The following is a 15,099-nucleotide window of genomic DNA, read 5'->3' on the forward strand; positions in this document are numbered from 1 at the left end:
CGGGGAGGGAGTCGGCCTACGACTACAGGCCCTCGCCGCGGCAGCTAAGGAGAAGCAGCCCGAAACGCATGATGTGCGTCACCATAGCCCAGGACCGACGGGGGCGGACGTCCCGTTTCAGTATGCGGGACGGCCCCGTCGTCAAGACCGAAACGTGACCCATCACTCCATTTCGCCAATCCTCGTCACTTCTCGTGACAGCGGGCTCACACGGTGCCACATTGCGGACATGACACCGCACACGTCCGTCTTCTGCACGATCGTCCCGCCCCACCTCCTGGAGCACCTGGCCCGCTCGTCCGACGCCGCCGTCGCCGCCACCGCCCGCCGCACCCTCGCGGCGGACGCCTCGGCCCGCGCGGCCCGCGCCCTGCGGCACCCGCGCCCCACGACCGCGCCGGCGGACGCCCCGGCGGCGGAGGCCCGCCCGCGCCGCACCGTCCACGACTGCGAAGGCGGGACCGACCTGCCGGGCAGGCGGGTCCGCGAGGAGGGACAGGAGGCGACCGGCGACGCCACCGTCAACCGGGCCTACGCCGGGCTCGGCGCGACCTTCGAACTCTTCCACGGCGTGTACGGACGGAACTCGATCGACGGCGCGGGCCTGCCGCTGACCGCCTCCGTCCACTACGACCGCGACTACGGCAACGCGTTCTGGGACGGCCGGCAGATGGTCTTCGGCGACGGGGACGACGAGATCTTCCTCGACTTCACCCTGCCGGTGGACGTCATCGGGCACGAGCTGGCCCACGGTTTCACCCAGTACACGGCCAACCTGGAGTACTTCAGCCAGTCCGGGGCGCTCAACGAGTCCGTCTCCGACGTCTTCGGCTCCCTGGTGAAGCAGTACGCACTCGGGCAGAGCACCGACCAGGCCGACTGGCTGATCGGCGAGGGTCTCTTCCACCCGAACGTGCAGGGGAAGGCACTGCGGTCGATGAAGGCCCCCGGCACGGCCTACGACGACGACGTGCTCGGCAAGGACCCGCAGCCGGCCCACATGGACGACTACGTGCGCACGAGCCGGGACAACGGCGGCGTGCACATCAACTCGGGCATCCCCAACCGCGCCTTCTACCTCGCGGCGACCGAGCTGGGCGGCAACGCCTGGGAGCGGGCCGGGCAGATCTGGTACGACGTGATGACGGGCGGGACGCTCACGCCGGAGACCCGGTTCGCCGAGTTCGCCGCGGCCACGGTGGCGGCGGCACGGGCGCGGTACCGCGACGGCGCGGAGCTCCAGGCCGTCCTCAAGGCCTGGTCCTCGGTGGGGGTGCCGACCGACTGACCGGCTGGTAGACAGGGCGCATGCGGATTCGAGTGCGGCGCACGGGTGGTTTCGCGGGCATCGAGCGGTCGGCCGAGGTGGACACCACCGGCCGGCCGGACGCCGGGGAATGGCGCTCCCTGGCGACGGCCGTGATCGACGAGGGCGGCGAACCGGGGGCCCGGGGCGTGCCCGACGGCTTCACGTACGAGATCGTCATCGACGGCCTGACGATCCACTGCGCGGACCCGGACCTGTCGGAGGCGCAGCGGGCCCTGGTGAAGCGGGTGCTGAAGGAAGGCGCCTAGGCCGTGTCTTCCGGATCTTGCCGGGCTCGCGGCGTCTGGCACCGCGCCCCTCCCCCGTGGCCCTTCGGGCACGGGAGGTGCCCCCAGCGTTGTCGTCGGTCGCCGATGCTCCGCATGGACTCCCTCCTCCGCCTTGCGATGCACGGCGCCAGACGCCGCTCCCTGATCCGGCCTGATCCAAAAGACACGGCCTAGGCGTCCCTTCCGGCGGGGCCGGGAGGGACGCCCCCGGGGTCAGAAGCCGAGGCGGCGGAGCTGCTTGGGGTCGCGCTGCCAGTCCTTGGCGACCTTCACGTGGAGGTCCAGGAAGACCGGCGTGCCGAGCAGCGCCTCGATGTGCTTGCGGGACTTCATGCCGACCTCCTTCAGGCGGCTGCCCTTGGGGCCGATGATGATGCCCTTCTGGCTGGGGCGCTCGATGTACACGTTGGCGTGGATGTCGAGCAGGGGCTTGTCCGCCGGGCGGTTCTCGCGCGGGATCATCTCCTCGACCACCACCGCGATCGAGTGCGGCAGTTCGTCCCGTACGCCTTCGAGCGCGGCCTCGCGGATCAGCTCCGCGACCATGACCTGCTCCGGCTCGTCGGTGAGGTCGCCCTCCGGGTAGAGCGGCGGGGACTCGGGCAGGAGCGGGATGAGCAGGTCGGCGACGAGCTGGACCTGCTTGTTGCCGACGGCCGAGACGGGCACGATCTGGGCCCACTCGATGCCCAGCTCCCGGCCGAGCTGGTCGATGGCGATGAGCTGCTCGGCGAGCGTCTTGGAGTCGACCAGGTCGGTCTTGGTGACGATGGCGACCTTGGGGGTCTTCCGGATCTCCGCGAGCTCCTTGGCGATGAAGCGGTCGCCGGGGCCGAGCTTCTGGTCGGCGGGCAGGCAGAAGCCGATCACGTCGACTTCGGCCCAGGTGGTGCGGACGACGTCGTTGAGGCGCTCGCCGAGGAGGGTCCGCGGCTTGTGGAGGCCAGGGGTGTCGACCAGGATCAGCTGCGCGTCCTCGCGGTGCACGATGCCGCGGACGGTGTGCCGGGTGGTCTGCGGCCGGTTCGAGGTGATGGCCACCTTCTGGCCGACCAGAGCGTTCGTGAGGGTGGACTTGCCCGCGTTGGGGCGGCCGACGAAGCAGGCGAAGCCGGCCCGGTGGACGGCTTCGGTTTCTTGGTTGCGAGCGCTCATGGGGGCCATTGTCCCCGATGAGCGCCCCCCTCACGTACCCGGTGCGCCGGGGCGGGCCCGCGCGGCCGGATCCGCAGGGCGGTGAGGGCCCGCGCGGAGCCGTACCGCCGCCCCGGCCGCTCCCCCGTCCCGGTCCCGCTCAGCCGGCGGTGACCGCCGCGCGCAGCTGTCCGTCCGGACCCGCGAGGAACACCGGGGTCCCGGGGCCACCGAGGTCCCGGACGGCCGCGCGGTCCGCGTCGGAGGCGGCCTCGGCGGTCGAGACGACGGCCGCCGCCTCCAGCGACTCGGCGCCGCTGGCGACGGCCATCGCGACGGCGGTCTGCAGCGCGCTCAGCCTGAGCGACTCCAGCTCGACGGTGCCCGCCACGTACGTGCGGCCGGTCTCGTCCCGTACCGCCGCACCCTCGGCCACGCCGTTGCGGGCGCGGGCGCTGCGGGCGAGGGTGATGATCTTCAGGTCCTCGGCGCCGAGGTCGCCGTGCTCCTTGCTGAGTGTCATGCCCCGAGCATAGGTCGGGGCACGGGGTCAGCTCGTGGCGCCCTTGACGAAGGTGGTGACGGCCAGCTTGGCGAAGCCGTCGAAGTCCTTGTGGCCGGAGGCGTCGGCGGGCACGTGGGCGAAGCGGGTCAGGCCGGTGCCCTGCGAGGCGACCAGCATGTTGGACTCCAGGTCCACGCCGAGGGAGGCGATGTTCATCTTCAGCCGGAAGGCCTCCGCCTTCTCGGCGCCCTGCGGCGCGGTGAGCTTCTCCAGGGCGATGTTCATCTTCACGCCCTCCATCTCGGCGGTGAAGCCCTTGCAGCTGCCGAGCGCGGTGCCGAGGGAGGTGACGTAGTCGGCGGCGCCGGTGCCGGGGAAGGTCATGACCTGCTGGCTCAGCAGCGACTCGGAGTTGCCGCGCTCGTAGTCCACGTCGGCGCCCGTGGTGGCACCGGCGACCTCGTCCGCCAGGAGGGTCGCGACGGGCGCGCACTCCGGCTTGTCGGCCTTGTAGACCGTCTTGTCGTCCTCCGCCTTGCTGACCTTCCAGCCCGCGGGCAGGTCCTTGAGCTGGAGGGCGCCGGCCTTCATCTGAGCGGCGGTCAGGGGGGTGGCGGGAGCCGCGGAGGGCGCCGCCTTGCCGCCGGAACCCTTGCCGGACGTGCCGGACTCGTCGGCGGAGCCGCCGCAGGCGGCGGTCAGGGAGAGCGCCGAGACGGCGAGGACCACGGTCAGGCCGCGGCGGATGCGAGTGCGCATGATGAGAACTGCCTCTTGAGGGTGGGGAGATGAGCGGAAGACCGGGATGCCCGCACGCGGAGCCCGACCGGCGAGGAGGATATACGGCCCCGCCGGCGTCCCCGGACCGCGCACCCCCTCAGGGACCGGCCGGTGCCCGCGTCGCGGCTCAGCCCGCGACCGGGTACATCGCGCCGCGCCGGCCCTCCGGGGAGACCAGCCACTCCAGCTTGGCGGCCGTGTCCACCTCGGGCAGCGGCGTGTGCAGCACCACCACCAGATCGGGCCGGGCCGGCACCCGCAGCTGCGTGGCCTCCATGTGGAGCGGGCCGACCAGCGGATGGGTGAGGACCTTGCGGTTGAGGCCGCCGGGCATGACGTCCTGCCGCTCCCAGAGCCGGGTGAACTCCTCGCTCGCGGCCTTGGCCTGCTCCACCACCGCGCGGAATCCCTCGTCGTCCGGGCGCTCGGAACAGGCCGCCCGGAACTGGGCGACGACCTTCGGCGCGAGTTCCTCCCAGTCGGCCGAGCGGGACCGGTGGAGGGTGTCGGTGAAGAAGGAGATCAGGCAGTTCTGGACGATCTCGGGCCGCATGCCGAGCACGATCGAGGCCGATTCGTTGTACAGGACGGTGTTCCAGTAGGCGTCCATGATGTGCGCGGGGAACGGCATCCAGGCATCGATCAGCCGCCGCAGGCCCTGGCACATGTCCCGTGCCGCCGGGTCCACTTCGGCGGCCGGCGGGTTGAGCCCCGCCAGGACGTACAGATGGCGCCGCTCGGCCGGGCCGAGCCGCAGCACCCGGGCCACCGAGTCGAGCACCTGCGGGGAGACGGTGATGTCCCGTCCCTGCTCCAGCCACTGGTACCAGGACACCCCGACCCCGGCCAGGACGGCGACCTCCTCGCGGCGCAGGCCCGGGGTGCGGCGCCGGGCGCCGCCCTCCGGCAGGCCGGCCTCGGCGGGGCTCACCCGGGCCCGCCGGCTCCGGAGGAACTCCCGCAGTTCGGCGAGCCGGTGCGCCTTGGCGGTGGTGCTCTCGAGAGCCGTGGCCACGTCTGCTTCCTCCCCCTGGCTGCCTGGTGGTGCGACCAACAGGATAAGTTCCCGCTCCCCAGGCCGGGCCGCCCGCGCCGAGGCTGGGGCCATGACCACCCTGTCCTCTCCCCCCGAGACCCCCGATCTGCCCGGAACGCCCGGGGCGCCCTTCGCTCCCGCCCCGGTCCCGGCCCTCACCGGCCGCTCCCGGCTCATCCTCTTCGTGCTGTGCGCCGCCCAGTTCATGGTGGCGCTGGACTTCTCCGTCCTGAACGTCGCGCTGCCCGCGCTCGGCGCCGACCTCGGCCTCGGCCACTCGGCGCTCCAGTGGGCGGTGACCGCGTTCGCCCTGCCGTCGGGCGGCTTCCTGCTGATCTCCGGGCGGCTCGGCGACCTGTACGGGCGCAAGAAGCTGTTCCTCGCCGGGCTCGCCGTCTTCGGCGCGGCCTCGCTGCTGGCCACCTTCGCCTGGAACCCGGCGTCCTTCCTCACCGGTCGCGCGCTCCAGGGGCTCGGCGCGGCGGCGATCGTGCCCACCGGCATGTCGCTGCTGACCACCACCTTCCCCGAGGGGCCGCAGCGCGACCGGGCGCTGGGCATCTCCGGCACCCTGCTCTCGCTGGGGTTCACCTGCGGCATGGTCCTCGGCGGGGTCATGACCGACACCCTCGGCTGGCGTTCCACGATGGGCCTGCTCGCCCTGTTCACCCTGGTCGTGCTGCCGCTCGCGCCGGGCCTGCTGCCCGAGTCCCGGACGCCGGAGCGGCCCCGGCTCGACGTGCCGGGGGCGGTGACCGTCACCGGCGGTCTGCTGGCGCTGATCTACGCCCTGTCCACGGCGGCCGAACGCGGCTTCGGCGGGGCCGACGTCCTGCTGACGCTGGTGGCGGGCGTGGTGCTGCTCGGGGCGTTCGTGCTGGTCGAGTCGCGGCACGCGGCACCGCTGGTGTCGCTGACGATGCTGCGGCGGCGCACGGTCGCCTTCGGCAACCTCGGCGGTCTGGTGACCTTCTCGATGATGTCGACCGTCGTCTTCGTCCTGACCCTGTACCTCCAGGAGACGCTGGGGCTGTCGTCCTTCGCCACCGGTCTGGTCTTCGGCGTGCAGGGCGCGCTGTCGGTCCTCGCGGGGACGCTCGCGCCCCGGGTGATCGGCCGCCTCGGCGCCCGCCGCACCCTGGTCCTCGGCCTCGCCGGGCAGGGCCTGTGCACGGCGGCCCTCCTCGGCGTCGGCCCCACCTCGGGGGCGGTGCTCGCCACGGTCGCCGTCTCGGTGGCGTCGATGTGCCACCTGGGGGCGATCATCGCGTACGGGCTCACGGCCACGTCCGGCGTCCCCGACGGGGAGCAGGGGCTGGTGACGGGCCTGGTGACGACGACGCAGCAGGTCGGCCTCACCGTCGGCATCCCGCTGCTCGGGGTGCTCGCCACGACGGGCCCGGACCTGTTCGGCGGCGTCCGCACGGTTCTCGTCCTCGACGCGGGCCTGGTGCTCGCGACGGCGGTCCTGGTGGCCGTGGGGCTGCGCCGCCGGGCGTGACGCGAGCGGCGGTACGGTCCCGCGCCCCGGGCCCGTCAGGGCCGGTCGAGCCGGAGCCGTACCGCCTTCGGCAGGCCGGCCACCACCAGGTCGTACGAGTCCTCGACCAGCTCCCGGACCATCCGTTCCGGGAGCTCCCCCACGGTCACGGTGTTCCAGTGCCGCTTGTTCATGTGGTAGCCGGGGGCGATCGCCGGGTGCTCGGCCCGGAGCCGTACGGCCTCGTCCGGATCGCACTTGAGGTTGACCCGGAGCGGCTCGGCGTCCAGCCAGGACAGGGCGAACAGCTTCCCCGCCACCTTGAAGACGGAGACGTCCGGGCCGAAGGGGAACTCCTCGGAGGCACCGTTGAACTCCAGGCAGAGGGCCCGCAGCCGCTCGGGGGTCACTCCGGGGCCTCCGCCGGTTCCACGGGCTCCACGAGCACGGTGACGATCTTGTTGCGGCGGCCGGCCGGGGACTCGGCGGTGAGCCGCAGGGCCCGCCCGTCCGGGAGGTCCACGACCGCCTTCGCGCCGGCGATCGGCACCCGGCCGAGCGCCTTGGCGAGCAGTCCGCCGACCGTCTCCACGTCCTCGTCGTCGTACTCGTCCGGGCCGAGGCCGTACAGCTCGCCCAGGTCCCCGATGTCGAGGCGGGCCGTGACCCGGTACCGCCCCGCGTCGAGCTCCTGGACGGGCGGCAGCTCCCGGTCGTACTCGTCGGTGATCTCGCCGACGATCTCCTCCAGGATGTCCTCGATGGTGACGATGCCGGCGGTGCCGCCGTACTCGTCGATGACGACGGCGACGTGGTTGCGCTCCTGCTGCATCTCGCGCAGCAGGTCGCCCGCGTTCTTGGTGTCGGGGACGAAGGCCGCCGGACGCATCGCCGTCGACACCAGGTCCGCCTCGGCGTCCCGGTTGATGTGCGTCTTGCGGACCAGGTCCTTCAGATACACGATGCCGACGATGTCGTCCTCGTTCTCGCCGGTCACCGGTATGCGGGAGAAGCCCGAGCGCAGCGCGAGGGTGAGGGCCTGCCGGACGGTCTTGTACCGCTCGATGCAGATCAGGTCCGTGCGCGGCACCATCACCTCGCGGACCAGGGTGTCGCCGAGCTCGAAGACGGAGTGCACCATGCGGCGCTCCTCGTCCTCGATGAGCGACTCCTGCTCGGCCAGGTCGACCAGGGCCCTCAGCTCGGCCTCGGAGGCGAAGGGGCCCTTGCGGAAGCCCTTGCCCGGGGTCAGCGCGTTGCCGATGAGGATGAGGAGCTGCGGCACGGGCCCCATGACGCGGGCGAGCGGCAGCAGCACGTAGGCGGCGGCCGTCGCCGTGTTCAGCGGGTGCTGGCGGCCGATGGTCCGGGGGGAGACCCCGACGGCGACGTAGCTGACGAGGACCATCACCGCGATGGCGACGGTCAGCGCCTCCCAGGTCTCGGGGAACTCCGTCAGGCAGGCGTACGTGACGAGGACGCCGGCCGCCGTCTCGCAGGCGACCCGGACGAGCAGCGCCATGTTGAGGTAGCGGGTGGGGTCGGAGGCGACCTGGGCCAGCTTCTCGGCCCCGCGCCGGCCGGACCGCAGGGCCTCGGCGGCGCGGAAGCTGGAGACGCGGGCGAGACCGGCCTCCGCGCACGCGGCCAGCCAGGCCACGACGACCAGCGCGACGGCACCGAAGATCAGCGATGTGCTCATGCTGCGGCGGGGTCAGGAGACGGTCGGCGCCGGGGAGGGGCCGGTCAGGCCCTTCTCCGCGCGCCAGCCGTCCACGATGGCCGCCTGGAGGCCGAACATCTCGGCCTTCTCGTCGGGCTCCTCGTGGTCGTAGCCGAGGAGGTGCAGCACCCCGTGGACGGTGAGCAGCTGGAGCTCCTCGTCCATGGAGTGCTGCGTCGGGGCCTCCTCGCCCTGCCGCTTGGCCACCTCGGGGCAGAGCACGATGTCGCCGAGGAGCCCCTGCGGGGGCTCGGCGGCGTCGTCGTCCCGGGACGGCGGACGCAGCTCGTCCATCGGGAAGGACATGACGTCCGTGGGCCCGGGCAGGTCCATCCACTGGATGTGGAGCTGCTCCATCGCCGCCTCGTCCACCACGATCACCGAGAGTTCGGAGAGCGGGTGGATGCGCATGCGCGCGAGCGCGTAGCGGGCGATGTCGAGGATCGCCTGCTCGTCGACCTCGGTGCCGGACTCGTTGTTGACGTCGATCGCCATGTGCTCTGCGTTCTACTTCCCGTTGCGGCCGTTACGGCTGTCGTACTGCTCGTACGCGTCGACGATACGGCCGACGAGCCGGTGCCGGACGACATCGTGCGACGTGAGGCGGGAGAAGTGCACGTCGTCGAGGCCTTCGAGGATGTCCTGGACCTGGCGCAGGCCGCTCTTGGTCCCGTTCGGCAGGTCGATCTGGGTCACGTCACCGGTGATGACGATCTTCGAGTCGAAGCCGAGGCGGGTGAGGAACATCTTCATCTGCTCGGGGTTCGTGTTCTGCGCCTCGTCCAGGATGATGAACGCGTCGTTGAGCGTGCGGCCGCGCATGTACGCCAGCGGCGCGACCTCGATCGTCCCGCTCGCCATCAGCTTGGGGATGGAGTCCGGGTCGAGCATGTCGTGCAGGGCGTCGTAGAGCGGGCGCAGGTAGGGGTCGATCTTCTCGTAGAGCGTGCCCGGCAGGAAGCCGAGGCGCTCGCCGGCCTCGACGGCGGGGCGGGTCAGGATGATCCGGGTGACCTGCTTGGACTGCAGGGCCTGGACCGCCTTGGCCATGGCGAGGTACGTCTTGCCGGTACCGGCGGGGCCGATGCCGAACACGATCGTGTGCTGGTCGATCGCGTCGACGTACCGCTTCTGGTTCAGCGTCTTGGGACGGATGGTCCGGCCTCGGCTGGAGAGGATGTTCTGCGTGAGCACCTCGGCCGGGGTCTCCTGGCCGCTCTCCGGCGTGCCGTTCCCGCTCGCCCTGAGCATGGCGATCGAGCGTTCCACTGCGTCCTCCGTCATCGGCTGTCCGGTGCGGAGCACCAGCATCATCTCGTCGAACAGGCGCTGGATCAGGGCGACTTCCGCCGCGTCACCGACGGCGCTGACCTGGTTGCCCCGGACGTGGATGTCCGCGCCGGGGAAGGCCTTCTCGATGACGCGCAGCAGCGCGTCGCCGGAGCCGAGGACGGTCACCATCGGATGCTTGGCGGGGACGGCGAAGTGGGCACGGGCCTGTCCCGGCGCCCCGTCCTGGGGCGCTCCGTTGTGGGCTGTGGGTGTGTGAGTCATGGGCCGGCACTGGGGCCTGCGCATACCTCCCGTTGCGGGGTTCTCGCTGCTCGACAACCTCTCGGTCACCAAGCCTACGACTTGACGGGGACAAGCCCGAAGCGGTTTACGAAGCGGCCGCGCGGAAGCCGATGGTCGGCACCGCCCGGCGCAGCGGCCACGGGCGGGCGGGCGCGGGCAGGAGCCGCTCAAGGAAGGCGTACCGGGCGCGCAGCGCGGCCGGGTCCTGCCGGGCGTGGCCCTGGACGTGTTGCCACCAGGCGGCGATCTCGCCCCAGGTGGGGGCGGACAGGGAGCCGCCGAACTCCTGGACCGAGAGGGCGGCGGTCAGGCCCGCGAAGGCGAGCCGGTCGGCGAGCGGCCAGTCGGCGAGGGTGCCGGTGACGAACCCGGCGACGAAGACGTCCCCGGCCCCGGTCGGGTCGAGCGCCCTGACCTGGATCGCGGGCACCTCGGCCGTCTCGCCGGTGGCGCCGTCGACGGCGTAGGCGCCCTCGGCGCCGAGGGTGACGACGGCGTAGCGGACCTTGTCGGCGAGGGCGCGGGCGGCGGCCCGCGGGCAGTCGGTGCGGGTGTAGCGCATGGCCTCCTCGGCGTTCGGCAGGAAGGCCTCGCAGTGCTCCAGGTCGGTCAGGCCCGCCAGGTCCCAGCGGCCGGTGTCGTCCCAGCCGACGTCGGCGAAGACCTTGGCCCCGGAGCGGGCCGCCCGCTCCACCCATTCCTCGGGACGGCCCGGGACCAGGGAGGCGACGGCGGCGCGGGCGTACGGCGGGGAGGCGGGCACGGCGTCGTCCAGCGGGGCCTCGTGGCCGTGGGAGACCATCGTCCGCTCGCCCTCGTAGGCCATCGAGACGGTCACCGGGGAGTGCCAGCCGGGGACCGTCCGGGACAGCGACAGGTCGATGCCCTCGCCCTGCTCCAGGGCGTCCCAGCAGTACTCGCCGTAGTGGTCGTCACCGAAGGCGGCGGCGAGGGAGGTGCGCAGGCCGAGGCGGGCGAGGGCGGTGGCCATGTTGGCGACGCCGCCGGGGCTGGAACCCATGCCCCGGGCCCAGGACTCGGTGCCGCGCACGGGGGCGCTGTCGAGGCCGGTGAAGATGATGTCCAGGAAGACCGTGCCGGTCAGGAAGACGTCGCAGGCCGGGTCGGTGGGCTCCCGCAGGCACACCAACGGGTCGACGTCGGTGTCGTGGTGCGGCTGCTCTCCCCTGGTGGTGGTCACGGCAGGCTCCCCGGTCGCGGTGCGGACTCGTTTCAGTCTGCCCGACGGGCGCGCCGGGCGGGCGGGGACGGCACGGGGTGAGTCAGGTCCGCTACCCGGGCCCGCCGGGTCCAAACCGAAGGTGGCGCGGATCACAGGCCGTGCCGGGGCCTACCGCCTTCTCCGGGCCCGGCCGCGGTTGATACACATGTCCCGCGCACCCGCGTGCACCACCGGGCGCTCCTCCCTCCCTTTCCCTTCTGCTCGTCTCCGGGAACGCCCATGTCTGCGCGGCCGCGCGACCCGGGGGCCCTCGTCGCCCTCGTCGCCCTCTTCACCGCCGGTTATCTCGCCCCGTACCTGCTGCCGACCGTCGTCGGCCGGTTCTCCGCCGGGCTCGGTCTCGGCCCGTCGCAGGCGGGTCTGGCCGGTTCCGCCCTGCTTCTCGGCTCCGCCGCGGCGGGCTTCGCGCTCGCCGCCCGGGTGGACCGGATCGGGCCGCGCCGGGCGGCCCGCGCCGGCCTCCTCGCCATGGTGGCCGGGTACGGCTCCGCCGCCGTGAGCGGCGCGGTGCCGCTGGTGATCGCGGGCACCGTCCTCGGCGGTTGCGGCTCGGGTACGGCGACGGCGGTCGCGGCCTCGGGGATCGCCGGGCAGCGGGATCCGCACCGGGCGTCGGCACTGGGCCTGCTCAGCGTCTCGGCCACCGCCGGGGCCCTGTACCTCACCCTGCCGCACCTGGGCGGCGGCCACCGGCTGCCGCTGCTCGCGCTGGCGGGCGCGGCGGCGCTGGTGTGGACGGTGACGGGGCGGCTGCCGGGGCCGGTGGCGGGCGCCCGGGCGGAGTCGCGCGGCGTCCCGGGGGGAGCGGCGGGGCCGCTGCCGTACCGGCGGGCCGGGGCCGTCCTGGCCGGCGGCATCCTGTGCTGGTCGATGGCGCAGAACGCGCTGTGGGGGGTGAGCGGCCGGATCGGGCTCACCCAGGCCGGGCTCTCCGAGGTCACCGTCGGCGCGGTCTTCGCGGCGGCGCTCGGCGCGGGGCTCGCCGGGGTCGCGGCGGCGGGGGCGCTCGGCGCGCGGCTGGGCCGGGCGGTGCCGATCGGGGCGGGCACGGTCCTGATCGCGGGCTGTGTGCTGCTCAGCTCGGCGGCCGGGAACCTGGCCGCCTTCGCGACCGGCGAGATCCTGTGGAACGCGGTCTACCCGGTGGTCCTGTCGTACCTGCTCGGTCTGGCCGCCTCCCTGGACCCGCGGGGCCGGTGGGCGGTCCTGGTCGGCTCGGCGTCCTCGCTGGGCGTGGCCTGCGGCCCGGTGACCGGCAGCCTCCTCTCGGAGGCCGCCGGCTATCCGGGCATGGGCGCGGTCCTGTGCGGACTGCTGCTCGCGGTGGCGGGCCCGATGACGGCGGTGGCCCTGCACGCCTCCGGCCGTCCCCTCGTCCCCGGCTCGGTGCGGCGCCGCGGCGGCGCCCCCGCCGCCGTCCTCGCGGGCTCGGCGTCCGCGACGACGGCGCTGGTCCCCCAGGTGGGCGCCCCGGAACAGGACGTCACCCCGATCCGGGTCCCGGCACGCCGCCGCGCGCGGTCGGCCTTCGGGCTCGCGCGGCCGTCGGACCGGGGGTAGCCGGGGCCCGAACGGCGACCCCGGCCCTCAGACCCCGCGCCGGGTGGCCGGCGGCCGGGAGCGGCGGAGGCGTGGGGCGGCGAGAGAGGCCAGGAAGGCCAGGACGCTGAGCGAGGTGAGGCCGCCGAGGACCAGGACGACGCGCCAGACCGGTTCCATGCCCGTCACTCCCCCGGTGCGCCGGCCGGGAAGGCGTAGGCCTCCACCTCGGCGAGGCAGCGCGCCCGGCGCGGTTCGTCGTCCTCCAGGAAGGACGCCTCGAAGGAGTTGCGGGCGAGCTGTCGCAGCTGGTCCGCCGTGAGGCCGAGGGCGTCGCGCACGCCGTCGTAGTTGTCGCCCGCGTAGCCGCCGAAGTAGGCGGGGTCGTCGGAGTTCACCGTCACCAGCAGGCCCGCCTCCATCATGGCGGGCAGCGGGTGGTCCGCGAGGGTGTCGATGACGCGGAGCCGTACGTTCGACAGCGGGCAGAGGGTGAGCGGGACGCGCTCGCGCGCCAGCCGGGCGACGAGCTCCGGGTCCTCCATGCAGCGCAGCCCGTGGTCGACGCGTTCCACGCCGAGGACGTCGAGGGCCTCCGCCACGTAGGCGGCCGGACCCTCCTCGCCCGCGTGGGCCACGCGGCGCAGGCCGAGCCGGGCCGCCTCCTCGTACACCGCGCGGAACTTCGACGGCGGGTGGCCGGCCTCCGCCGAGTCCAGGCCGATGCCGGTGATCCGGTCCAGGTACGGCTTCGCCTCCTCCAGGGTGGCCATCGCGGACTCGGCGGACTCGTCGCGCAGGAAGCACATGATGAGGCGGGTGGAGACGCCGTACCGCTCCTCGGCCCGGTCGAGCGAGGCGGTCAGGCCCTCGACGACGGTGCCGAAGGGCACGCCCCGGGCGGTGTGGGCCTGCGGGTCGAAGAAGATCTCGGCGTGCCGCACGCCCTGGGCGGCGGCCCGCTCCAGGTAGGCGTCGGCGAGGTCGGTGAAGTCCCGGGCCGTGCGCAGGACCGCCATGAGGGCGTAGTACAGGTCCAGGAAGGACTGGAGGTCCTCGAAGCGGTAGGCCTCGCGGAGCGCCTCGGTGTCCGCGTACGGCAGGGTCACGCCGTTGCGGGCGGCGAGCGCGAAGGCGAGCTCCGGTTCGAGGGTCCCTTCGATGTGGAGGTGCAGTTCGGCCTTGGGTACAGGCATGGGGGGTTCTATCTCTTCGGTACGGGGACCCGCGTGAGGTCCTGGGCAATGCTCAGTTCGCCGTCGAACCCCGCTGCCCGCGCCTGCCGTTCGCAGGCGGCGGGATCGGAGTAGCGCTGCGAGAAGTGGGTGAGGACGAGGTGGCGTACGCCCGCGTCCCGGGCGACGGCGGCTGCCTGACCGGCCGTCAGGTGACCGTGGTCGGTGGCGAGCCGGACGTCCTCGTCGAGGAACGTGGACTCGATGACGAGCATGTCGGCGCCTTCGGCGAGGGCGTGGACGCCGTCGCAGAGCCGGGTGTCCATGACGAAGGCGAAGCGCTGCCCGCGCCGTACCTCGCTCACCGCGTCGAGGGTGACCCCGCCGAGGACGCCCTCGCGCTGGAGCCGGCCCACGTCGGGTCCCTTGATGCCGTGGGCGGCCAGCCTCTCGGGCAGCAGGCGGCGGCCGTCGGGCTCGACGAGCCGGTAGCCGTAGGACTCCACGGGGTGGGAGAGCCGGCGGGCCTCGAGCGTGAAGTCGGCGGTGACGGCGAGCGGGCCGTCGGCGGTGACCGGCGCCTCGGTGAGGTCGACGGTCTCGCGGTAGGCGGTGGCGTACCGCAGCCGGTCGAAGAAGCGCTGCCCGCTCGCCGGGTAGTGGGCGGTGACGGGGTGCGGGACCTGGTCGAGGTTGATCCGCTGGATGACGCCGGCGAGGCCGAGGGAGTGGTCGCCGTGGAAGTGCGTGACGCAGATCCGGTGCAGGTCGTGGGCGGCGACCCCGGCGCGCAGCATCTGCCGCTGGGTGCCCTCACCGGGGTCGAAGAGGATGCCCTGGCCGTCCCAGCGCAGCACGTAGCCGTTGTGGTTGCGGTGCCGGGTGGGGACCTGGCTGGCGGTGCCGAGGACGACCAGTTCGCGTACGGACACGGAGCTGTCCCGGCCTATCCGGGGGGCCAGTTGAGGCCGCGTCCGCCGAGGACGTGCGCGTGGGCGTGGAAGACGGTCTGGCCCGCTCCGGTGCCGGTGTTGAAGACGATGCGGTAGCCGCTGTCCTGGATCTTCTCCTGGACGGCGACCTCGCCCGCCTCGCGCAGCACGTCGGCGGCGACGCCGGGCGCGGCGGCGGCCAGCGAGGCGGCGTCCGGGTGGTGGAGGCGCGGGATGACGAGCACGTGCGTGGGCGCCTGCGGGTTGATGTCGCGGAAGGCGACGGTGGTCTCCGTCTCGCGCACGATCGTCGCGGGCACCTCCCCCTGCGCGATCTTGCAGAACAGGCAGTCGCTCTGCGGCTCTCCGGCCATGGCCCGG

At 73.3% G+C, this 15,099-nt stretch carries 17 protein-coding genes; 4 read left to right on the top strand and 13 right to left on the bottom strand.

All coding sequences use genetic code 11. From position 1 onward, the window contains the following. Nucleotides 1-229 precede the first annotated feature (229 nt). Both ACFY60_RS07260 and ACFY60_RS07265 read left to right on the top strand, forming a co-directional pair. The gene (locus ACFY60_RS07260; protein ID WP_388608562.1) at nucleotides 230-1,288 is read left to right on the top strand and encodes a M4 family metallopeptidase; all 1,059 of its coding nucleotides are present in this window, start codon (nucleotides 230-232) and stop codon (nucleotides 1,286-1,288) included. A 20-nt stretch (nucleotides 1,289-1,308) separates the two neighbouring features. Continuing rightward, nucleotides 1,309-1,575, top strand: coding sequence for a protealysin inhibitor emfourin (locus tag ACFY60_RS07265; RefSeq protein WP_388608564.1), 267 nt, complete (start codon nucleotides 1,309-1,311; stop codon nucleotides 1,573-1,575). A gap of 234 nt (nucleotides 1,576-1,809) precedes the next feature. Here the strand turns inward: ACFY60_RS07265 and era are convergent, their stop codons facing one another. The 4 genes from era to ACFY60_RS07285 form a co-directional block, all read right to left on the bottom strand. Next, nucleotides 1,810-2,760 carry a GTPase Era gene (gene era / locus ACFY60_RS07270; protein ID WP_375165137.1) on the bottom strand — a complete coding sequence of 317 codons (951 nt, stop codon included), beginning with the start codon at nucleotides 2,758-2,760 and terminating at the stop codon, nucleotides 1,810-1,812. Between the two features lie 130 nt (nucleotides 2,761-2,890). Next, entirely contained in the window at nucleotides 2,891-3,253 is a 363-nt protein-coding gene (locus ACFY60_RS07275) for a cytidine deaminase (protein WP_388608566.1), read from the bottom strand. 27 nt (nucleotides 3,254-3,280) lie between these two features. Next, nucleotides 3,281-3,994, bottom strand: coding sequence for a hypothetical protein (locus ACFY60_RS07280; RefSeq protein WP_388608568.1), 714 nt, complete (start codon nucleotides 3,992-3,994; stop codon nucleotides 3,281-3,283). A 148-nt stretch (nucleotides 3,995-4,142) separates the two neighbouring features. Beyond that, nucleotides 4,143-5,030 carry a helix-turn-helix transcriptional regulator gene (locus tag ACFY60_RS07285; protein ID WP_388608570.1) on the bottom strand — a complete coding sequence of 296 codons (888 nt, stop codon included), beginning with the start codon at nucleotides 5,028-5,030 and terminating at the stop codon, nucleotides 4,143-4,145. A gap of 91 nt (nucleotides 5,031-5,121) precedes the next feature. Here ACFY60_RS07285 and ACFY60_RS07290 point away from each other — a divergent pair, with 91 nt between their 5' ends. After that, nucleotides 5,122-6,552 carry an MFS transporter gene (locus ACFY60_RS07290; protein ID WP_388608571.1) on the top strand — a complete coding sequence of 477 codons (1,431 nt, stop codon included), beginning with the start codon at nucleotides 5,122-5,124 and terminating at the stop codon, nucleotides 6,550-6,552. A gap of 35 nt (nucleotides 6,553-6,587) precedes the next feature. On the opposite strand, the gene ACFY60_RS07295 is transcribed toward ACFY60_RS07290, so the two are convergent. The 5 genes from ACFY60_RS07295 to ACFY60_RS07315 form a co-directional block, all read right to left on the bottom strand. Beyond that, entirely contained in the window at nucleotides 6,588-6,941 is a 354-nt protein-coding gene (locus tag ACFY60_RS07295; RefSeq protein WP_388608573.1) for an MmcQ/YjbR family DNA-binding protein, read from the bottom strand. Continuing rightward, a complete protein-coding gene (locus ACFY60_RS07300; RefSeq protein WP_388608575.1) occupies nucleotides 6,938-8,233 on the bottom strand; it encodes a hemolysin family protein in 1,296 nt (431 codons plus the stop codon). The genes ACFY60_RS07295 and ACFY60_RS07300 overlap by 4 nt, the downstream gene beginning before the upstream one ends. Nucleotides 8,234-8,245: 12 nt before the next feature. After that, nucleotides 8,246-8,749: an rRNA maturation RNase YbeY gene (ybeY, locus tag ACFY60_RS07305; protein ID WP_386332733.1), complete on the bottom strand. Its 504-nt coding sequence runs from the start codon at nucleotides 8,747-8,749 to the stop codon at nucleotides 8,246-8,248. Nucleotides 8,750-8,761: 12 nt separating this feature from the next. Continuing rightward, entirely contained in the window at nucleotides 8,762-9,808 is a 1,047-nt protein-coding gene (locus ACFY60_RS07310) for a PhoH family protein (protein WP_309049533.1), read from the bottom strand. Nucleotides 9,809-9,914: 106 nt separating this feature from the next. Beyond that, a complete protein-coding gene (locus tag ACFY60_RS07315) occupies nucleotides 9,915-11,030 on the bottom strand; it encodes a carbohydrate kinase family protein (RefSeq protein ID WP_388608578.1) in 1,116 nt (371 codons plus the stop codon). Between the two features lie 261 nt (nucleotides 11,031-11,291). Here ACFY60_RS07315 and ACFY60_RS07320 point away from each other — a divergent pair, with 261 nt between their 5' ends. Continuing rightward, nucleotides 11,292-12,632 carry an MFS transporter gene (locus ACFY60_RS07320; protein WP_388608580.1) on the top strand — a complete coding sequence of 447 codons (1,341 nt, stop codon included), beginning with the start codon at nucleotides 11,292-11,294 and terminating at the stop codon, nucleotides 12,630-12,632. A gap of 27 nt (nucleotides 12,633-12,659) precedes the next feature. Here ACFY60_RS07320 and ACFY60_RS07325 read toward each other — a convergent pair whose 3' ends face one another. The 4 genes from ACFY60_RS07325 to ACFY60_RS07340 are packed head-to-tail and all read right to left on the bottom strand — an operon-like array spanning nucleotide 12,660 to nucleotide 15,092. Further along, a complete protein-coding gene (locus ACFY60_RS07325; protein WP_388608581.1) occupies nucleotides 12,660-12,791 on the bottom strand; it encodes a hypothetical protein in 132 nt (43 codons plus the stop codon). 5 nt (nucleotides 12,792-12,796) lie between these two features. After that, a complete protein-coding gene (locus tag ACFY60_RS07330; RefSeq protein WP_388608584.1) occupies nucleotides 12,797-13,807 on the bottom strand; it encodes an adenosine deaminase in 1,011 nt (336 codons plus the stop codon). Between the two features lie 8 nt (nucleotides 13,808-13,815). Beyond that, nucleotides 13,816-14,718, bottom strand: coding sequence for a ribonuclease Z (locus tag ACFY60_RS07335; RefSeq protein WP_388608586.1), 903 nt, complete (start codon nucleotides 14,716-14,718; stop codon nucleotides 13,816-13,818). A 14-nt stretch (nucleotides 14,719-14,732) separates the two neighbouring features. Continuing rightward, a complete protein-coding gene (locus tag ACFY60_RS07340) occupies nucleotides 14,733-15,092 on the bottom strand; it encodes a histidine triad nucleotide-binding protein (RefSeq protein WP_388608588.1) in 360 nt (119 codons plus the stop codon). Nucleotides 15,093-15,099: the final 7 nt, after the last annotated feature.

It is taken from the genome of Streptomyces sp. NPDC012827 (assembly GCF_042900905.1).
Lineage (GTDB): Bacteria > Actinomycetota > Actinomycetes > Streptomycetales > Streptomycetaceae > Streptomyces > Streptomyces gulbargensis.

Excerpts from the sequence above, each read along its gene's own strand:
- ACFY60_RS07260 (WP_388608562.1), top strand. The coding sequence starts at position 230 with ATGACACCGCACACGTCCGTCTTCTGCACGATCGTCCCGCCCCACCTC.
- ACFY60_RS07265 (WP_388608564.1), top strand. The coding sequence starts at position 1,309 with ATGCGGATTCGAGTGCGGCGCACGGGTGGTTTCGCGGGCATCGAGCGG.
- era (WP_375165137.1), bottom strand. The coding sequence starts at position 2,760 with ATGGCCCCCATGAGCGCTCGCAACCAAGAAACCGAAGCCGTCCACCGG.
- ACFY60_RS07275 (WP_388608566.1), bottom strand. The coding sequence starts at position 3,253 with ATGACACTCAGCAAGGAGCACGGCGACCTCGGCGCCGAGGACCTGAAG.
- ACFY60_RS07280 (WP_388608568.1), bottom strand. The coding sequence starts at position 3,994 with ATGCGCACTCGCATCCGCCGCGGCCTGACCGTGGTCCTCGCCGTCTCG.
- ACFY60_RS07290 (WP_388608571.1), top strand. The coding sequence starts at position 5,122 with ATGACCACCCTGTCCTCTCCCCCCGAGACCCCCGATCTGCCCGGAACG.
- ACFY60_RS07300 (WP_388608575.1), bottom strand. The coding sequence starts at position 8,233 with ATGAGCACATCGCTGATCTTCGGTGCCGTCGCGCTGGTCGTCGTGGCC.
- ybeY (WP_386332733.1), bottom strand. The coding sequence starts at position 8,749 with ATGGCGATCGACGTCAACAACGAGTCCGGCACCGAGGTCGACGAGCAG.
- ACFY60_RS07310 (WP_309049533.1), bottom strand. The coding sequence starts at position 9,808 with ATGACTCACACACCCACAGCCCACAACGGAGCGCCCCAGGACGGGGCG.
- ACFY60_RS07320 (WP_388608580.1), top strand. The coding sequence starts at position 11,292 with ATGTCTGCGCGGCCGCGCGACCCGGGGGCCCTCGTCGCCCTCGTCGCC.
- ACFY60_RS07325 (WP_388608581.1), bottom strand. The coding sequence starts at position 12,791 with ATGGAACCGGTCTGGCGCGTCGTCCTGGTCCTCGGCGGCCTCACCTCG.
- ACFY60_RS07330 (WP_388608584.1), bottom strand. The coding sequence starts at position 13,807 with ATGCCTGTACCCAAGGCCGAACTGCACCTCCACATCGAAGGGACCCTC.
- ACFY60_RS07340 (WP_388608588.1), bottom strand. The coding sequence starts at position 15,092 with ATGGCCGGAGAGCCGCAGAGCGACTGCCTGTTCTGCAAGATCGCGCAG.